Source organism: Paenibacillus tritici (assembly GCF_013204885.1).
Lineage (GTDB): Bacteria > Bacillota > Bacilli > Paenibacillales > Paenibacillaceae > Paenibacillus_AQ > Paenibacillus_AQ tritici.
The window spans coordinates 239,264-255,742 of the sequence record NZ_JABMKX010000011.1; the positions used below are offsets into that span (position 1 = coordinate 239,264).

A 16,479-nucleotide genomic window follows, 5' to 3' on the forward strand; every position below is an offset into this window, starting at 1 on the left:
ACTTATATAAAAAGCTGGGAGGCTCTAATTCGTCATGGAAGAAGTTTCAATCCTGCTTGTTGATGATGAACAGGCGATTCTGCATATGCTCAGAACGGTATTGCTTAAAGAGCAATTCCTGGATATTGATACGATCACTACCGGTGAAGACGCGATTGCTGCATGTAAAAAGAAAACCTATCACTGCATTGTGCTGGACGTGATGCTTCCAGGCCGAAGCGGGCTGGAAATCTGCCCTTTTCTGCGTCAAATTACAGATGCACCTATCCTCTTTCTGACTGCGAAAACTACCGATTATGACAAGCTGACCGGCTTTGCGGTTGGAGGAGACGATTATGTCGTTAAACCCTTTAACCCGCTGGAAGTAGTCGCACGGATCAAATCCCTGCTGAGACGATATTTGCCCAGACAGACGGAAGCAGACAGACTGCCGCAGGATGGCATCTATGATTTTGGACGCTTTCAGGTCATGGAGCCTGCCGGTGAACTCAGAGTCGAAGGTCAACTGGTGAACTGCCCGGCGCTGGTATACCAGTTGCTGCTGTTCTTTTGCAAACATCCCAATCGTATCTTCACTAAGTCTGAATTGTATGAGCGGGTCTGGGGATCGGGGGCCATTCGAGATGACAACACCGTCATGGTTCATATTCACCGGATTCGTGAGCGTATTGAGGCTGATCCGTCCAACCCTGAACTGTTAGTGAACGTTCGCGGGATGGGCTATAAGCTCATTCAGACCGACATGGGGCCTGGGCGATGAGTGTAAGACGCAGATTGATGACGCGGTTCATTGGCCTGCTTGCGGGGACGGTGATTCTGATCCTGGTCATCGGCGGAAGTATAGCTTACTGGGTCATTCAGCAGCTGAATGAGGCCAGCCTTGTTGAAGATTTTGCCACTGTGGGGCTCGATCAGCTAATCAGCACAGCAGAGATTTTGCCGGACGGTAATGTTAAGTATGATCCCGGACTGCTGAAGCGAATCGAAGAGAACGACGGCTGGCTGCAGATTCTCGATGAGCAGGGCCGTGTTCTGGATGCTTTTCATACCCCTCCCGATGTGCCGGATCACTATAAACCTGGAGAGCTGATATCCTATTGGCAAGGAAAAAAGCCTTTTCCTTACGAGCTATATCTTCTGATCCGTGAACGGAAAGGGATTAATTTCACCCTGCTGTATGGAGAGAACAACCAGGCTGCATCCATGTTGGAGCAAGTATATAATGGGGGCCGTTATGCCAACAACAAGCTGGAATTGGCACCCGGGCATCAGGACATCATTCGCACGGCGGATGCCTATCTGCAGATTTTGGATGAACAGGGACGTGAGGTCACTTCTTTCAACAAGCCCGCAAGCGGTATCCCGGACAGCTACAGCCTCCAGGATCTGATTCTGCGTACACGCTACCCCGCCCGGTATGGGATGACTACAGTGACCAGCTATGATGAGCAGAATCATTCTACCTGGATGCTTAGTGTTCCTCTTGGAAGTAATCCGGCGGGTAGTAATGAGAATCCCTTCGGGTTTATTTTGGGTCCTGCCCTGATTGCACTTCTGGTATCTATTATCAGCTTGCTTATCCTGCTTGCGGTTTGGTATGCCAACCTGTTCGGTTATCCCATGCTTCATATGCTCCAATGGCTGCAGCGGCTTGAACGCGGACAATATGAGGAGCCAGCCGGCCCCCGCGGCAGGCCGCTTAGCCAGAAGGAGAACGGGAAATGGCGGCGGAACTATCGGGTATATACGGAAGTGTTAGGTTCCATCCAGACGTTATCCGATACCCTGAGACAGGATAAAGAACTCCGCAGACAGACCGACTCTTTGCGTGAGGAATGGATTGCTGGAATCACCCATGATCTAAAGACACCTCTATCCTCCATCCAGGGCTATGCACATATGCTGGAAGCAGAGAAATACCAGTGGACTTCAGGAGAAGTCCGCGAATTCGCGGGCATTATGCTGGACAAGTCCATGTACATGGACAGGCTGGTGAACGACCTGGCCATGACATACCGTCTGCGTAGTGGCGGATACCAGCCCCCTATTGAACAAACGGATATAAATGCTCTGCTTCAGGATTTGGTACATCGCGCTGAACGTAACCCGGCTTATGGAGAGGGCCGCATTACTTTCCAGCCTGCCCAGATTGAGGTACAAGGGCATGTACACATTCCCTCCTTTGAACGGATCGTTGATAATCTGACAGCTAACGCCCTGCTGCATAATCCGCCGGAAACGAAGCTGATTGTCAGTGTGCAGTCAGGTGAAGAGGCAGGCGATTTCATCGTTCAATTTACCGATAATGGACGCGGGATGGATCAGGAGACGGTGTGGAAGCTGTTTGAACGATACTACCGTGGAACAGATACAGCAGCACCCGATGTCGGCTCAGGCCTGGGCATGGCGGTAACCAAAGGCTTGATCGAGGCTATGAAAGGACGAATTGAGGTTCGATCGAATCCCAAAGAGGGAACGGAAATCCGTTTGATATGGGATGTTCATTCGAGGGCTGGAACAAAATAATCCAGAGTTCATGTACACATTAGGGCTTCAAAAGAAAGACGCCGGGCATCTTCCCGGCGTCTTCTTCGATAGTCAGTTGTGTTCCGTATATGGGATTGGAGCTTTCCGCATCGAACGTTTCAATGATCTTCGTCGCTTAGTTACTTACCATTGTCTCCTAACTGCTTGTGCAGTATCCCCTGGAGTATCACTTCAATGGCCCAGAAGAACCTCTCCTTGGAGGCGGTATCCCCCGAGAAAAAATCCGTCTTCAGCCTGTTCATCAACGGAAACCGTACCGGATCTGCTTCATTATAGTAACCTTGGGCAGTTTCCATCAGTTCGCTTGCTCTCTTTGCCTTCTCCAAGGCTATGGAAGACACATACAGGAGCAACAGGTCCGTTCCCCAGGCAGCGGCCGTAGAGGTGATTCCGCCCTTCTGGAGGACGGTAAGTAAATACTCATTCAGACGAAAGGCATGATTTCCAATAGGAATCGTCTGCAGGGACAGCTCCGCTAATCCGGGCTGCTCGATAAGCAGCTCCGCATAAGCATGCAGTGCTTGGAATAACTGGTCCTTCCAGTCATCGTCTCTCAGCTCCGGCAGGTTCAACTCACCAAGACCAAGGTCAAGCACATAAGAACTCAATTCCTGAAGATTTTTAACGTAAACATACAGGGAGGAAGGTCCAGTGTCCAGATGCTTGGCTACCTTCCTCATGCTCATGCCGGAGGTTCCTTCCTGCTTCAGCAGCTCATACGCGGTCTTCACAATTAATTCATGACTTAGGGGTTCTTTGGCTGGCCGATTACGGCGGCTCACAATTTCACGTTTAGGTTTCATCATACTTTCCTTATAACATGCCGGAAGCCAATAGTAAATACATGGCGGAAGATAACATCACCCTTGCTGCTCATACAGGTCTTGATAGGATTGCATGAGTGCTGCAAACTTTGGAGCGGCGTTCTCTGAGAAGCTGAGGATGAGATTTTCGTTAGATACATATGCTTTCTCTGAAGCATACTGGAACATTTTCTCCTCATATTCTTCAATGGCCACAGGTGTCTGCTTGTTCCTTACTATGGCAATAGCCAGCTCCAGCGCATCCAGCATCGCGAGATTCACCCCTTCTCCGGCAAAAGGAGACATGACATGAGCGGCATCTCCGATCAACGTGACACCAGAGTTCCGTTCCCAGCGAAAGCCGACAGGCAGCATGTAAATCCGTCTGGGTACAACAGCATCTTCCGCATACCGGATATAGTTCTTCAGCGGTTCACTCCAATCGTGAAATAGCTCTAGCAGCGTTGCTTTCATCTCTTGCGGGTTATCGTTGCGGATCTCGTCTAACCAGTCCCGGCTGGCATTGAAGCTCGCATATACTTTGATCCGTCCGTTGCCGTTCAGCTGGCCCAGAATCCCTTTGTGATCATCCAGTGCAAACATCTTGCCGCGTGCATTGAATGCTGCTAAATCCGGGTGTTTGTCTGCAATAACGTTAAGCTCCAGCATAGTCAGACCTGAATATTCCACATCTGTATCCGTAAGCAGAGGGCGAACGCGGGAAAAGGCGCCATCCGCCCCAATTACAAGATCGGCCACAGTGAGATGTCCATTCTCAAAATGAAGCTCCGTCTTCCCTTCGCCCAGAGACACAACCTTCTCCAGTTTATAGCCATACTGTATAGTAGACGGATCTAGTTTGTTTAAAAGCAAGTCACAAAGCACACCGCGGTCAATCTCCGGGCGTCTCTGCTCTTCCGAGATCTCTTCATCAGCCACTTCATCCAGGTATAGGGTTCCCGTCTTATCCATGAGCCTGAAGTCTTCACCCTCAAACCGTGCTGCCTGCAGAAAAGCTTCATATAATCCGGCTTCCTTCAAAGCGAGCTGCCCGGACTCTTCATGGATATCTAAGGAGCCTCCACGTTCATGGCTAAGGTCCTCATGTTCACGTTCGTAAATCGTCGAGGAAATACCATGCTGTTGCAGAATCAGTGCCAGCGTTAACCCCCCGGGTCCACCTCCGATAATGGCGATCCGGCGTTGTTCTGTAGAATTATTTGTTGTCATGTATAGACATCTCCTTCGTTTGAAAGTTAAAAAACAAAGATAAAACCAATGCACCTATTGCAAAGCCCAAAGTAATCCAGAATGTTGAGCCGAAGGCATGACCTAATTGATCGGGTGAATGCTGTGCTGGAAGTCCCCTCAATTGTTTGGCCAGAAAAGCCATCGTGATGGTAACACCGAAGGAGGACATGATCTGCTGTGCTGAAGTGGTTATGGGGGTAACACGGCTAATTAATTCCTTCGGAGCTGATCTGAGGACATGTGTATTAATCTGCATCATTGTTAATCCTTGGCCAAGCCCTGCAAAAGCGAAGCTGCAAATGATATATAGAGAACTCGTCTGGGCATCAATCTGCGTCAGTGCAAGTAAGGACCCGCAGAGCGACAGAATGCCCATGATGGCGACCGGGCGAACACCGAAACGGTCAAATAACCGGCCGCCTACGTTAATCCCGACAGTAGATAACAGGGCTTGCGGGATCACATATAATCCAGCCTCAAGAGGAGTTAGCCCTCTTACTTGCTGTAAATACAGCGGGAATAACAGAATACTCCCGAATAAAGCAATTTGATTCAGCCAGGCGACAGAAATGCCATGTACAAAGGTAGGCGAACGGAATACTCTTAGCTCCAGCAGCGGGTGCTTTTGCCTGAGCTCATTCCAGATAAAGACGGCCAATATAACCAGGCCCCCTGCCAGTGGAGCTAACGTCCATAGATTGGACCACCCCTTCTCACCTGCTTGATGGACGGCAAACACAATTGAGGTAAAGGCAACCGGGGCCAAAAGTGCGCCGGTCACATCCAGCTTGTTGCTCAATTTTGAATCCGATGCAGGTAAATACCTCCAGGCCATCAGTAAAGCTAAAACGCCAACCGGTACGTTGATGAAAAAGATCCAGTGCCAGTTGATGTACTCGATTAGCCAGCCCGACAATAACGGGCCTAGAATGGGAGCAAGCAGCATCGGGATCCCGAGGATGCCCATAACAGATCCTCTTTTGTCAGGAGGAGCGACCATGAATACAGTAGCAATTCCGATGGGAGCAACCATGCCTCCGCCCAAACCTTGAATAATACGGAAAAAGATAAGCTGCTCTGGAGTGGTTGCCATTGCACACAGAACAGAAGCGAGAACAAATAATACAATGCTGGTCATAAACATCCGTTTGGGCGAGAAACGGTCAGAGAACCAGCCCGCGAGCGGAATGACTGCCGATAAAGACAAGGTATACGCCGTAATGACCCACTGAATCGTACTAAGATTGGTATCGAAGGCACTTACCAATTTCGGAACAGCTACATTCATGATGGTGCTGTCTAATATCACCAGGAACATCCCTGAAGCAACAGCGAGTAGTATGGGCAAAATCTGTTTTAAGGAAAAGTCTGCTTGCATACTGCGGCTATTATTTGTCTCTGACATAAACGCTCTCCTCCTTTCCTTAAATAAAGCGTATGAAATAGTTAAGTTGATACATTTATAACATAACGAACACTGTTCGTCAAGAATGATGTTCGTTATTGAATTACAAAAAAACCCTCAGGAACGCATAAAGGCTTCCTGAGGGTTCATTCATTGTAATATTCCTTCGTGGACCTGGTCAGTTGCGTCGGTTCTCCACCGATTTCATACGGTTCTGATCGTCAGGCAGCCGGTCATTACTGAATTCCTGACCTGCTTCTACTTCCCCATCGGCGGATACCGCCCGGGCGAAGTTGGTGAACTGTCTCTTCTCCTCATCCTGCTCGTGCTTAAGCTTCAAGAGCTCCTTCGGATCTTGGGTTGTCATGCGGTTAACCTCCTAAGGGATCAAATCATGCTGTTTGTATGCACTATAGAAGTTTCTCCATAAGATCACGGTGCTTATGCAAATAATTCTCTGCTACACAATGATCAAGCACATTTCACCTCTTTTGGGAATAGGCTAACGCATACCGTTTAGGAGGGATTGTCATTGTATACTTATGAATCACGACAGCAGTATCCGCATCTGGCCTGGCACGAAACACTTGAACTGCATGAATTGACGGCTTACCAGAGCAATCAGCTCACGTTGTTTAAAATGGTGCTGGAGGATGTGAAAGATCCGCAGCTATATGCGCTGTATTTAGAGACCATTAGTGCTGTGGAGATGAACCTGCAAGAGCTGCTGCAATATTTTCCGCTTGCTCCCGAAGGAACGCGGAACAGCTCCAAGACTTCCGATATGACAGGCTTCTATGCCGGACTGCTCTTAGGCTTCGCCAAGACTGCGGTGCGTAGTTATGCTATCGGCATTACGGAAACAGCCACACAGAAACTTCGGGAAACACTGCAAAAGCAATTAAACGGTGCAATCCTCCTGCACGGTAAAATCTTCTACTTTATGCTGGAACGCGGACTCTATCCCGCTTATGATCTCCCCAAGCTGCTCTCCAACGACGTTGCTAATGCGAACAAGGCTTTATCCCTGTAACTGACAGCCTATAAAAAGGGTTTCCCGTAAGCTTAATTATGGCTTATCGGGAAGCCCCTATTTTACATATTCCGCTAATTAAAAGTTCTCACATCGCCAGCGGCCTTTCTTATGCAAGTTTATTTTGATCGTATAATGGGGCATTTTACAGAAGACACTACATAGGAAAAGCCAACCAGACTTTTAAGGAGGACGTTCGCTTGTATTTCTACAAAGAAGGTTTGATCAATAACATTGTGGTGGACAAACCCGATCCGGCCGCTGCCAAAGTGCTTCAGGAAATCTTAGGCGGTCATTACGGAGAGATGCGGACCATGATGCAGTATTTTTTCCAAAGCAGTAACTTTCGCGGCAAAGAAACCCAGTTCCGTGATTTAATGCGGGGGGTATTCCTGGAAGAGATCGCCCACGTTGATCTGGTACAGCATACCATTAACCAGCTGTTGAACGGTTCCGGTGAAGATCAGGTCGGAAATGGGGGCGGGGAGGGTGCCCCTCTCGAAGTGGCTGCGAAACATGCGAATCCCCATCATTATATTATGGGAGCACAAGCCTCATTGCCTGTGGATGCGATGGGTAATCCGTGGCTCGGAAATTATGTCTATAGTCATGGGAATCTGATCAGTGACCTCTTGGACAATGTTGTACTTGAATCGACTGGTGTGCTGCAGAAAACCCGGATTTACGAGATGAGCTCCAATCAAACCTTCCGCGAGACACTCGCCTTCCTGATTGTTCGCGATAATGCCCACCAAAATGCTTTTGCCAAGGCTCTGGAGACTCTGGGCGTGAATTGGGGAAATGTCTTCCCTGTTCCGAACTATGACATTAACAAGTATCCCGAGTGCCGCAAATTTGTAGATATGGGCTACCATAATGCCCAATTCAATTTCAGCCTGGACCCGACAAGGATGGCAGAAATATTCCAAGGCACTTCTCCAAGCCGTAATAAAGGCAATCTGGAGGTAGTTCCGCCTCCACCAGGCTTCCCTGTACCTGTTATGCCGGAGATGCCGAATGAACATAGTCCTGGTCTGCACGACATGAATGCCTGAGCTGGATACTGGAGAAAATGAGCAAACGCTTTGTCCTTTATTCCTGCGTAAAAGGCCCGCGAAAGATCGCGGGCCTTTTACTTCATCCTTTTACCGGTGAGCTGCTGTTCGGATTACGCTCCGGTACGTTTAGACCGGGCCGCTGAACGGCTCTTGGAGGATTTGCTGCTCCCCTTGTCCGGTTCTTCAAGAGGCCTTAGCTGCTTCAGGCTGGCCTGGAGGGCATCCATCAGATCTAGTACATTGGTTGCCTTATCTTCAGGAGCGACTTGCACTTCCTTGCCGTCCATCTTATCCTTAATCGCTGTACGCAAACGTTCTTTATATTCATTCCTGTATTTCTCGGGTTCAAAATTCCCCGTTAGCCCCTCAATAAGCATTTTGGCCATGTCCAGTTCTCTGCGGTCTACCTTCTCCTTATCCGGCAAGTCTGGAATTTGGCTGGGATCGCGAAGTTCTTCATCATAGAACATCGTTGCCAGACAGAGTACCCCATCAATCACTCTTACAGCGGCCAAGCTGCTTTTCTGCCGGATCGTTACATGGGCTACACCAATTTTATGTGTGGACTCAAGTGCACTTACAAGCAGCTTATACACATGCTGACCCGTCTCCTCCGGAGACAGGTAATAGGTTTTTTGATAATAGACGGGGTCGATTTCAGTCAGATCTACAAAATCCACAATACGAATCTCACGCGAGGTTTCCGAAGCCAAGTCCTCTAATTCCTGATGCTCAAACGTAACATAATGCCCTTCCTTATATTCATAGCCCTTCACAATGTCGTTCCAGGGAACCTCTTGCTCACATTTGGCACAGGTGCGTTTATAGTGGATGGGCTCCTTATGCTCCCGGTGGAGCAACCGCAGTGGAATATCCTTGTCCTCAGTAGACGAATACATCTTGACAGGAACATGTACCAGACCGAAGCTGACTGCCCCTTTCCAGATGGCCTGCATAATGGCAACCTCCTTCATGTGATCATTGTTGCCATTCATTAACCTCATAGGACAATCCGCAATCAAGAGAATAATATGTTTTTATGTTTATTTTCTACCAGACAAGTGTACTAATGTATTGACAAAAATTATTAAACCAACATGGAGGAGAAGTGATTATGGCTAAAGAATTGGCATTGCATGAGCAACTCGAAGTACATGAGCTTCTGACCCTGAGAACCTCTTGTGCCACCAAAGCTGTTACTATGCTGGAGCTCGTCAAAGACGATAAGCTCAAAGCACTAATTGAAGATGATCTTAAAAACTCGTCAAAAGCAATTGAAGAATTGACATCACTACTAAAATAGGAGGTTCAACTTATGCCAACAACAACCAAAACAAAAGAAATGCTGGTCAAAGCCATTGCCCCTATGGATGATCTTGCGATCGCTACCGACATGCTGTTGTCCGCCAAAGCCGCTGTCCGCAGCTACGCTATTGCACTTACCGAAACCGCAACGCCCAAAGTGCACAAAGTTCTCAAGGCCCAGCTGGATACCGCGATTAAGACGCATCAGAGCATTGCCGCCTATATGATTGAGAATGAAATGTACCACCCTTACGATTTCACGGGACAAGTGGTGCATGATGTGAAGAAAGCTGAAACTGCGCTTGAGCTGTTAAAATAATAGACTAAGACACATCAGAACACACCGCCAATTTTCTTAGCGGTGTGTTCTATTACGATAGTATGGTGGGTATGTTATGTGATATTCACCATAAGGTGAAGGTCATATTTTCTGTTTCTCTACCATTGTGTAATAAATCCCCCTTCGGGCGTACAGTTCAGCCGGACTGCCCTGCTCTACAATTTGTCCCTTCTCAACAACCAGGATGATATCCGCACTCTTCACAGTGGACAGCCGGTGTGCGATCACCAGTATAGTCTGCTTCCCCTTCAGGTTCAGTAAGGTATCATTTAGGTCACTCTCCGTAATGGCATCCAGAGCTGAGGTATACTCATCCAGCATGAGAATCCGGGGTTCATTCATAAATGCCCTGGCTAATAGAATCCGCTGGATTTCGCCACCAGAGAGATTGTCTCCGTGGCCCTCGACCTTCTTATCATATTGCTCAGGCATGGCTTGAACAAATGTATTGACATGAGCCATTTCAACAGCAGCATTGAATCTGAGCCATGTCTCTTCATCCATATCTTCCTTTTGCAGCGGGTAAATAATATTGTCCAGAATGGACTTATTCCATAGGACTCCCTTTTGCGGGGAATAGCCGACATATTGTCTGAGTTCATGAAGATCCAGCTCCTTGATCGGTACGCCGTCCAGGCATATCTCTCCTTCATCAGGCTCTATGTACCTGTGGATGAGCTCGAAAATCGTAGATTTCCCTGAGCCGCTTAAACCAATAATTCCCACGAAGGCTCCTGGCTGAATGTCCAGATTGAAGTCTGTGATCCCAAAAGAATCTTCAGGAGCGTACCGGTAGGATACATTTCTCATCTGCAGAAGGGGGACACGGCTATAATCAGGAGCTCTAGCTCCCGATTCGATTTTCTCCAGTTCAAGGATGTCATTCAGGTTATTTATAATAACCGTCATCCGGCTCCTGTCCATATTCAGCGTAAACAGTGACTTGAAGATGTTATATAGCCTTGGAAGAATAACAATGAATGCCAGTAACGTGCCAGGCGAGATACGGCCTTTCAGGATCAGGTACAGACTATAACCGTAAATGATACCTGTAATTAAGGATACCACCGTATCCGCAACAAGGTTCAATACCACATGATGAAACACCCGGGACTGCCTGGATATCTTCCACACCTCGTCATTCCAGTCACTCCATCGCTTCTGCTCTGCCTGATGTCCGTTACACCTGTGTACCGCCTTCAGATTCGTGAAGAAATCATTTAAATAACTGAGTCCCTTGTCCAAAATGCCATGATACTGCTTATCCAGCCTCTCTGTCTTGCTCCTGAAGCGCCTGAAGCCATACATACAAAGAGGAAACGAGAGCATGGCCGCGAGCGTGAGCTCTGCACTCATCGAGAACATGATCCACAGGGTAGCGATCAGCAGAATAACATTCGATACGAGGGACATGAGGGTATCTACCACGAAAATTTCACACAGCATCCCCACCTGTAAGGTGATCCGGTTAATGATTTCCCCCCTGCCGATGCTGTCTACCTTTCGTGGCGGGGTCTGGAGTAGATCAGAAAATAGCCGGAGGCGAAGATTCTTGGATAAATGGTTGCCGAGCTCATTATTGTAATAAGAGGTGACACTGTTCAAGGCGGCGTAAATAACAGGAATTAGAATGAGCAGCAGCATATAGAATGCAGCCGTACCGATCTGCCTGCCGGGCAGGATATCGTCAAATAAGTCTTTGAACAGGAGGGGCTGAAGAGTTGAGACGAATGCGGCTGAGATGTTGAAGAGCAGAATCAAAAAAAGGGTTCCCTTGCTTTTAGACAATATCTCCTTAATCAATGTCCGGGTTGGATTCATAAGTCCGCAGAACCTCCTTCAAAGGGCGCAGCTTATGTAATCATAACGGATCGGAAATATGAATTTAACCTGACTAATCATAGACAATCACCTGTCAGATTATAGGATCAGCCATCAGGGCTCTATTCCACTGCTGCCGCAGCTTCATTCTCCAGGTAAAGCACCTTTGCCTTCTTGTCATAGGCAATCAGCTCCGCATATCTGCCCCAGTCGATCACAATGTCCAGTTGAAGAGCGGCTTCCTCTGCTCCAAAATGCTTTTCAAAAATCTCCACGAAAAAGGCCCCTTCCATTTTGTTATTTGATTTCGATTGCAGAATCCAGATGATTTTCTCCATGATTGGAACATGCTCCAGCACCTGGTCTTTAAAAATCTCCTTCCGGAAGAGAACACTGGCATTGGCAAACCGGCGTCCTGCCTCAGTCAACCCGATATCTCCATGCACAACTGTAGCAAATTGCAGCATTTCCACCGCCTCGACGATGGGCAGGAAATCCTCCAGCTTCAGACTTAATTGATCCGCTAGTTTGTACAAGTCCACTTGCTGACCCAGGTCGTCAATCAGTTCAATGAAGCCTGTGAGGGCACCTGCCGGAACTGGTGGAATTTTCTCGATAGTATTGTCCTTTTTTTCGGCCTGTCCGGTAGTTTTCCCTTCCCTTTGGGTCAGTATGGAATAGATGCGGTCCACAAGCGAGGTGAACTGCAGATCTTGTTTATCCCTCCAGTGCGCCATGGGAATGGGAATATCGGAGATTACACGGGCAGGGTCCCTCGACAAGACGATGGCCCGGTCCGACATATAGACGGCTTCCTCAATACTGTGTGTAACCATAATGATGCATTGGGTAGGGATTTTGCGCTCCGTCCACAATTCCAGCAAGTCGCGCTTCAGGTTTTCTGCAGTCAATACGTCAAGGGCCGAGAACGGTTCATCCATCAAAAGGATATCCGGTTCCATGACCAAAGCCCGGCCAATACCCACGCGCTGCCGCATCCCGCCGGACAATTCTTTGGGGTAGGCTCCTTCGAATCCGTCAAGGCCGATCATATCAATGACTGAGAGAGCTTTACGCATTTTGTCGGCTTCACGTAACGGTTTATTCTCCAGTCCCAGCTTCACATTCTCCAGGACTGTAAGCCAAGGAAACAACGCAAACGATTGGAAGACCATTCCGACGCCCGGATTGGTTCCGGCAATCTCTTGTCCATTATAGAGAACCGTGCCTTGTGAAGGAGGGACAAGACCTGCAATGATGCGCAGGAGAGTCGATTTCCCTGAACCTGAAGGTCCCAGTATGGAGACCAGCTCGCCCTCCTTAATCTTGATATTAATATCCTCCATAATGCTCACACTTGCCTGCTTCGGCTGATCATAACGTTTGCTGATCTGCTGTAATTCAATCAGAGTTTTTCTCATCATCGGCACCTCTAGTCCATGTGATATTTATTTTCGGCTAATGCATACAGCCTGCTCCACACCAGGCGGTTCACAATTACAACGAGCAGGCACATGACAAGTATTCCCCAGATGATCTCCGGCCAGTTGCCGTTAGTAGTGGCCTCAGCGATGAACGTACCTAGTCCGGCTGCCTGAAGATCTTGATCCTTCCAGGATACGATTTCGGAGACAATGCTGGCGTTCCAGGCGCCTCCGCTTGCCGTGATGCAGCCGGTTACGAGAAATGGAAAGACAGCAGGAAGAATCAGCTTCTTCCAGGTCTGCCAGCGTGTCAATTTCAAAGTCACCGTGACTTCCTTAAGATCGGAAGGAATGGCCATCGCTCCGGCAATGACATTAAATAATACATACCATTGGGTACCCAGCATCATCAGCGGAATTGCCCCGATCTCCATCGGGATCCCGAACTTCAAGTACAGAATCGTGAATATCGGGAATGCCATGTTCGCCGGAAAAGAAGACAATACCTGCACAACAGGCTGAACCATCCGGGACAGCCGCGGATTCGTTCCAATGAACACTCCGATAGGCAGGGTCCAGACAACTGCCAGAAGAGTCGAAACGACAACCCTTAACCCGGTCAGCAGACCGAGGTACACCACATGGATCAGCTCGCTCCAGCTTAATTGGGCAATCTCAAGAATACCCGAATACAAATATCTCAGTATTAGTGCAGCGGCAGTAAGCAGAATCAGCCATTTGAAGATTTTCTTTATACCTGGCGGGACCTGTGGCAATTTCACCTGCGAGCTTGTGGCTGAGAGCCGTAAGAATCCGTCATGAACCCCTCGGCGCAGCTTACGGTTAAGATAATGGACAAAGCTGGCCCGCTTCAGAAGGTTCAATACCCATGAGGTTGGAACCTCTCCTGCTTCCGTCTGTTCATTCTTGAATTTCTGACTCCAGGCCACAATCGGACGCCAGAAGAATTGGTCTACTAGCACAATCAGCACAACCATCGTCAGGATCGCATAGATCAGGGCCTTAATATTGCCGTCATCTGCGGCCAAGGCCATGTATGTCCCGATTCCGGGCAAATGGAGATCCTGGTTCAGTACGCTGATCGACTCGCTGGCCGCCAGGAAAAACCATCCCCCGCCAAACGACATCATGCTGTTCCAGACCAAGCCAATCATCGAAAAAGGCGCTTCCAGCTTCGTGAAACGATGCCATCCGCCCAGCTGGTTCATTGCGGCAGCCTCATTCAATTCCCGGGGGATCGTCTTAAGGGAATGATAGTAGCTAAGTGTCATATTCCAGACCTGACTGGTGAAGATAGCGAAGATCGAAGCGAATTCCACGCCCAGCAGGCTTCCCGGAAACAATGCCATAAAAGCCAGTACAGTGGCCGACAGGAACCCCAGCACCGGCACGGATTGCAGAATATCAATGGCGGGAATCATGAATTTCTCTGCAGTCCGGTTATATGCCGCGATGCGTCCATACACGAAGGTGAACAGTAAGGACGCTGCAAAAGCAATAAACATCCGCAGGAGCGAGCGTCCAGCATAGTACGGAAGCCATTTAGGGTCCAGGCTCAAGGAGGACAGTTCATCCGGATCTAAAGGCACCTGCATACCCGAGCCTAACTTTGCCGCGGCATAGAGAATAGATAACAGCAGGGAAATCACGAGAATATCTGCCCAGCCAAATGGTCTTCTCTCGTTACCAGTGTGGAAATAATTCAATTGCATAGAGAACAACTCCAATCTGCGAGGCATGAATACAAAAAATCCCCGGGATTGCTCCCAGGTATGACTTGAATAGTATAGTGTAACATTGTTTTCCGCTTAAGGGTACCTCAGAGCGTGAATCAGCCAGCAGCATTGTGACCATACTAAGCGTCGAAATATGAATAAGGGAGAGGCTGATATGGATCTGCAGAGCGGTAAATTGTACTGGCCCACAACGGTGGTTAATCCTCCTTCTTACCCTAAGCTGGAAGAGGAGCACGGGTTCAAAGTGGATCTATTGGATGCGCAGCGTATAGCCAGCCTGTATCCTTTTCAGAAGGAAGCAGCACTGTACTATTATGAGGATGCTGAGATGAATCCGCTCAAATTTGTATACGGGCTTCTTGAGAAGGCGCAGTCTCAGGGAGGAAAGATCTATGAGGATACGGAAATAACCGGAAGACGTTTCGAACAGGAGTATGCCCTCTTCTACACCAAGGAACACCGCGAAATCCGGGCCAGACATGTAATTATTGCCGCGGGTTATGAAGACAGCGATTTCAAAACTGAAAAAAATGCAACACTGGCCAGTTCCTATGCTGTCATTACCAAGCCGGTCGCCGATCTTTCGAGCTGGCCTAAAAGAACATTAATATGGGAGACCGCACGCCCTTATGTATATATGCGTACTACCCCGGATAACCGGATCATTATTGGGGGCATGGATAAGGATACGCCTTTCGCAACAACAAGGGATTCTAAAATTCCGGCTAGCAGAGACAAACTTCTTGAAGCCTTTAAGACGCTCTTCCCGGATATACCGGCTCAGCCGGAATATTATTTCGGGGCGTTTTACGGAGGAACGCATGATGGCCTGCCTGTCATCGGCCGGTATGAAGATTATCCTCATTGTTATATCCTTATGGCTTACGGGGATAACGGAACGGTATATAACGGGGTGCTGGCCAAAGTTGTTTCGGACTCGATACTTAAGGGGTCCAGCCCGGACCTGGACCTCTATCTGCAGACCAGACCCCTTGTTCACCGATAGTTGTGTCAGGGACTAGGCATCCCGTCTGCGGTACAATAGTATGGCTGCTGCCATAAGGCTCAGCGTCCATAACATGGCAACACCAGTCCCTTCCATGGGTGTCAGGATATTACCGGCATCCACGGAAGGCGGCGTATACATATAATATCCCGCCTTATCCGGCAAATAGCCGGGTAGCCAATCTCTCGTCAATGGACTGACAATGAAATAATAACCGAGCAGCACCACTACAGCGGGAGTGGTGCGTCTTAATATTGCACCTACCGCTGCACTGAGCAGTGCGGTTAAGGTAAGATAGCCTGTTGCACCTGCTAAGGTCTGTATCACTGTGCCTATTTCCGTCATTAATGCAGTGTCTCCCAGCATGATAAAAGCATATAGCACGCCGGAAGCAGCCATAATAAACGCCGCAGGAATGGTTATCATCGCTAGTGCCAACATTTTCGCGGATATTTGAACACCCCGCCAGGGCATCGCAGTTAGAGTCGTTCGAATCTGCCCGCCGGTATACTCCGAACAAGTGGCCAAGATCCCAAGAATGATAAACCCTGCCTGAAGATATCCCATTGAAGCAAGTCCTGTGTTTAGCGTGTTTTGCGTTCCTGTTGTCTCTTGTAAACTCACAGAAGTAAAAGCTGCGGTTAGCGCTATATTAAGAATGAATGTAACGGTAAGAGTGAGTCTTATCAACGGCAATGTACGAAATTTATCCAGCTCAGCACCAAGGAT

The 16,479-nt window shown here is 48.5% G+C and carries 16 protein-coding genes; 7 read left to right on the top strand and 9 right to left on the bottom strand.

Going from position 1 to position 16,479, the window contains the following annotated elements; translation table 11 throughout:
• The first annotated feature begins 34 nt into the window (after nt 1–34).
• Entirely contained in the window at nt 35–760 is a 726-nt protein-coding gene (locus tag HQN87_RS20935) for a response regulator transcription factor (protein ID WP_173137292.1), read from the top strand.
• Entirely contained in the window at nt 757–2,526 is a 1,770-nt protein-coding gene (locus HQN87_RS20940) for a sensor histidine kinase (protein ID WP_173137294.1), read from the top strand. Before HQN87_RS20935 ends, HQN87_RS20940 begins: the two co-directional genes overlap by 4 nt.
• A gap of 140 nt (nt 2,527–2,666) precedes the next feature.
• Here the strand turns inward: HQN87_RS20940 and HQN87_RS20945 are convergent, their stop codons facing one another.
• From HQN87_RS20945 to HQN87_RS20960, 4 genes are all read right to left on the bottom strand, one after another.
• Nucleotides 2,667–3,353, bottom strand: coding sequence for a TetR/AcrR family transcriptional regulator (locus tag HQN87_RS20945; protein WP_173137296.1), 687 nt, complete (start codon nt 3,351–3,353; stop codon nt 2,667–2,669).
• A 54-nt stretch (nt 3,354–3,407) separates the two neighbouring features.
• Nucleotides 3,408–4,580 carry an FAD-dependent oxidoreductase gene (locus HQN87_RS20950; RefSeq protein ID WP_173137298.1) on the bottom strand — a complete coding sequence of 391 codons (1,173 nt, stop codon included), beginning with the start codon at nt 4,578–4,580 and terminating at the stop codon, nt 3,408–3,410.
• Nucleotides 4,567–6,006, bottom strand: coding sequence for an MDR family MFS transporter (locus tag HQN87_RS20955; RefSeq protein WP_173137300.1), 1,440 nt, complete (start codon nt 6,004–6,006; stop codon nt 4,567–4,569). Before HQN87_RS20955 ends, HQN87_RS20950 begins: the two co-directional genes overlap by 14 nt.
• A gap of 178 nt (nt 6,007–6,184) precedes the next feature.
• Nucleotides 6,185–6,373, bottom strand: a complete 189-nt coding sequence (locus tag HQN87_RS20960; RefSeq protein ID WP_173137302.1) for a hypothetical protein — start codon at nt 6,371–6,373, stop codon at nt 6,185–6,187.
• Between the two features lie 165 nt (nt 6,374–6,538).
• Here HQN87_RS20960 and HQN87_RS20965 point away from each other — a divergent pair, with 165 nt between their 5' ends.
• Both HQN87_RS20965 and HQN87_RS20970 read left to right on the top strand, forming a co-directional pair.
• Nucleotides 6,539–7,039, top strand: coding sequence for a spore coat protein (locus tag HQN87_RS20965; RefSeq protein ID WP_246552690.1), 501 nt, complete (start codon nt 6,539–6,541; stop codon nt 7,037–7,039).
• 200 nt (nt 7,040–7,239) lie between these two features.
• Entirely contained in the window at nt 7,240–8,094 is an 855-nt protein-coding gene (locus tag HQN87_RS20970; RefSeq protein WP_173137304.1) for a manganese catalase family protein, read from the top strand.
• 113 nt (nt 8,095–8,207) lie between these two features.
• Here the strand turns inward: HQN87_RS20970 and ku are convergent, their stop codons facing one another.
• Nucleotides 8,208–9,053 carry a non-homologous end joining protein Ku gene (ku, locus tag HQN87_RS20975; RefSeq protein WP_173137306.1) on the bottom strand — a complete coding sequence of 282 codons (846 nt, stop codon included), beginning with the start codon at nt 9,051–9,053 and terminating at the stop codon, nt 8,208–8,210.
• A gap of 158 nt (nt 9,054–9,211) precedes the next feature.
• On the opposite strand from ku, the gene HQN87_RS20980 reads away from it, so the two are divergent.
• A complete protein-coding gene (locus tag HQN87_RS20980) occupies nt 9,212–9,400 on the top strand; it encodes a spore coat protein (protein ID WP_173137307.1) in 189 nt (62 codons plus the stop codon).
• A gap of 12 nt (nt 9,401–9,412) precedes the next feature.
• Entirely contained in the window at nt 9,413–9,721 is a 309-nt protein-coding gene (locus HQN87_RS20985) for a spore coat protein (RefSeq protein ID WP_173137308.1), read from the top strand.
• A 102-nt stretch (nt 9,722–9,823) separates the two neighbouring features.
• Here the strand turns inward: HQN87_RS20985 and HQN87_RS20990 are convergent, their stop codons facing one another.
• The 3 genes from HQN87_RS20990 to HQN87_RS21000 form a co-directional block, all read right to left on the bottom strand.
• A complete protein-coding gene (locus HQN87_RS20990; protein ID WP_173137309.1) occupies nt 9,824–11,563 on the bottom strand; it encodes an ABC transporter ATP-binding protein in 1,740 nt (579 codons plus the stop codon).
• 122 nt (nt 11,564–11,685) lie between these two features.
• Nucleotides 11,686–12,987, bottom strand: coding sequence for an ABC transporter ATP-binding protein (locus tag HQN87_RS20995; RefSeq protein WP_254075588.1), 1,302 nt, complete (start codon nt 12,985–12,987; stop codon nt 11,686–11,688).
• A gap of 8 nt (nt 12,988–12,995) precedes the next feature.
• Nucleotides 12,996–14,720: an ABC transporter permease gene (locus tag HQN87_RS21000; RefSeq protein ID WP_173137310.1), complete on the bottom strand. Its 1,725-nt coding sequence runs from the start codon at nt 14,718–14,720 to the stop codon at nt 12,996–12,998.
• A gap of 178 nt (nt 14,721–14,898) precedes the next feature.
• Between HQN87_RS21000 and HQN87_RS21005 the strand changes: the two genes are divergently transcribed.
• Nucleotides 14,899–15,750, top strand: a complete 852-nt coding sequence (locus HQN87_RS21005) for an NAD(P)/FAD-dependent oxidoreductase (protein WP_254075589.1) — start codon at nt 14,899–14,901, stop codon at nt 15,748–15,750.
• Between the two features lie 12 nt (nt 15,751–15,762).
• Here HQN87_RS21005 and HQN87_RS32420 read toward each other — a convergent pair whose 3' ends face one another.
• A complete protein-coding gene (locus tag HQN87_RS32420; RefSeq protein WP_254075590.1) occupies nt 15,763–16,176 on the bottom strand; it encodes a hypothetical protein in 414 nt (137 codons plus the stop codon).
• Nucleotides 16,177–16,479: the final 303 nt, after the last annotated feature.